Genomic DNA, 2,629 nt, shown 5'->3' with positions numbered 1-2,629 from the left:
GCCGCCTGCAATGGGCACTCCGACCTCAATCGTCTCGCGTGGAATCATGGATTGACCTCTTCGAGATGCTGTGGGGCTCTGTATGCTGGGCGCCTCTTGTTGGGCGCCTCTGTTTGTGAGACTGCAGCTCAAGCACTCGGCGCAGTCCGACGTCCAACGCTCGCCGGCCAGCGCCGAGGCCAAGGCTCGGTCTTAACCCTGGTAAGCAGGACGGGCGTAGAGCTGTTCGGCGTCATCGATGCCGTCGGCCCTCAGGGCCTCTTCTCGCGTTGTCAGATCGGCGACCGGCACGGTCACATCCTTACTCCAAACGCCAAGGAAGCCGCCAACCGAGACGACCGCCTTCTTGGTGCCGGACTCGGGATCACGCACGGCTGATCTCACCTGTCCGATCGGCAGCCCCTCGGCTCCGATAAGCGGCTGACCGGCAATCGAGCTGGGGCTGTCGGTCATGCTGGGGGCAGTCGTGCTGGAGGTGGTCGTGCTGGGAGTGGCGCTTGGAGTCGTCTTAGGCCCACTGCTCGCCTCGGCCGTCGTCGCGGACTCAGCGCCGGCACCTGCTTGCGCTTGAGGCTGCTTTTCCGCCTCAAGGTAGCCATCACGCTGATTTGCCGAGATGGCGGCGATGATTGCCAGTACGAGTGCCGCGCCAACGACGCCGCCTGCTGCCTTTTCAGATTGTTCATCATCGGTTCTCTCCTCGTGCCAAAGATTTCTCTGCATCTACATCGAGCGACCGGCGCCCGATTCAGCAGCTGCTTGAGCAGCTACTGGAGAGGCAGATTCAGCAGCTTCCATGCCAGCTGCGCCTGGTCCCGACCGCAGCCGATCCCCCAGCGTGGGCATCAGCGTGTTGAGGGACGCTGGCGCATTTGCCCCGGCGACGGGGGAATGTCCCCGATACCTGTCTCAGCGCTGGCCACAATGGATGACAACGAGCCAGCACAGAGCCTAATCCCTAGTCTTGGCCAGAAACTTGCTCGCGTCCGCTGATGCAGAGGCACGCAGCCAGAACACCGCAACGCAGATGAAAGAGGAGCCGAGCGCATGGCCCTTCCGATCACCGAGATCCTGACCCAAGCCGCCGAACCCTTTGATGTGCCGGACAGCGCGTCAATCGACGCCCTGCTGCAACGCATCAGCAGCGCGCGCGTGGTGCTGCTCGGCGAGGCCACTCACGGCAGCTCGGAGTTCTATCGCATGCGGGCGCGTATCACCCGCGAGCTCATCGAGCACCATGGCTTCGACCTTGTCGCTGTCGAGGCGGATTGGCCCGATGCCCAGCGCATCGACACCTACGTGCGCCATCTCGATAGCCCTCCGCCGGCCTGGCAAGCGTTCGCGCGGTTTCCAACCTGGATGTGGCGCAATGCCGAGGTTCATGACTTCGTCCAATGGCTCCGGGCCTTCAACAGCAGCCGACCGGATGCTAGCCAGCGGGTTGGCTTCCACGGGCTCGACCTGTACAGCATGTACTCGTCGATGAGCGCTGTGCTTGAGTATCTTGAGGGCGTTGATCCAGACATTGCGACCCTGGCGCGCAAGCGCTATGGCTGCCTCAGCCCTTGGGGAGAGGAGCCTGCCGACTATGGTGCAGCGGTGCTCACCGGCCAATGGCAGAGCTGCGAGACCGATGTGTTGTCGATGCTGAAGGACCTCCTAGCCAAGCGCCTCGACTATCAGCAGCAGCAACAGGATGGGCTGCGTTTTCTCGATGCAGTCCAGAACGCACGGGTGGTCGCAGACTCCGAGCAGTACTACCGAGCGATGTACTACGGCCGCGCCGAGTCCTGGAATCTGCGCGACAGCCATATGTTCGAGACGCTCCGCGCCTTGCTCGACTTCAGAGGCGCTGGCAGCAAGGCGGTGGTCTGGGAGCACAACTCGCATATCGGCGATGCGACGGCCACCGAGATGAGTGCCCATGGCGAGACCAATGTCGGTGAGCTGTGCCGCCGTGAGTTTGGCGACGATGCCGCATTGGTCGGTTTCGGCACCGATCATGGCACCGTCGCCGCCGCCGATGACTGGGATGGACCGATGAGCGTCAAGCAGGTTCGTCCCGCCATCAGCGGCAGCTACGAGCGCCTCTGCCATGAGACAAAGCTCGGCGCCTTCGCGCTCCAACTGCGCGGCCGCAACGGCTTCAACGGTGATGGTCCTCAGCTTGGAGCCCTGCGCAGCGCCCTGGCCAAGCCTCGCCTCGAGCGTGCGATCGGCGTGATCTACCGACCGGAGACCGAGCGCCAAAGCCACTATTTCAGTGCGAGCCTGCCACAGCAGTTCGACGAGTACATCTGGCTTGATGAGACCAATGCGGTCACGCCATTGCCGACCAAACCCATTGCGGGCTTGCCGGACACCTATCCATTCGGGGTCTAGCTGCCGCTGCCAAGCCCTATTGCTATCCCCATTGCCATTGAGGCAGAAGCCAGTCCGCAGCCTATGCCGGATGAGTTCTTGCTGCCGCACTGCCATCAAGAACCTTGAGGACAAGATGCTCACTCAACGCTCCACCCCTTGGTGCCCAAGAGGGCCTCGATCAGCGAAGCGGCTGATCTGGATACCACTCACACTGGCAGCGGCACTGATGCTCCTAATTGGCTTACGCTGGCGACATGGATGGCTG

General features: G+C 62.6%; 2 protein-coding genes. One reads left to right on the top strand and one right to left on the bottom strand.

Going from position 1 to position 2,629, the window contains the following annotated elements:
• Nucleotides 1-192 precede the first annotated feature (192 nt).
• Nucleotides 193-723: a hypothetical protein gene (locus ACY693_RS18110; protein WP_462323208.1), complete on the bottom strand. Its 531-nt coding sequence runs from the start codon at nucleotides 721-723 to the stop codon at nucleotides 193-195.
• Between the two features lie 324 nt (nucleotides 724-1,047).
• Between ACY693_RS18110 and ACY693_RS18105 the strand changes: the two genes are divergently transcribed.
• Nucleotides 1,048-2,382 (top strand): erythromycin esterase family protein, encoded by a 1,335-nt coding sequence (locus tag ACY693_RS18105; protein ID WP_462323207.1) that lies wholly within the window; start codon nucleotides 1,048-1,050, stop codon nucleotides 2,380-2,382.
• Nucleotides 2,383-2,629: the final 247 nt, after the last annotated feature.

Source organism: Halochromatium sp. (genome assembly GCF_054919635.1).
The sequence above is the reverse complement of the archived record's forward strand: the minus strand, read 5'-3'. Positions and strand labels throughout refer to the sequence as shown.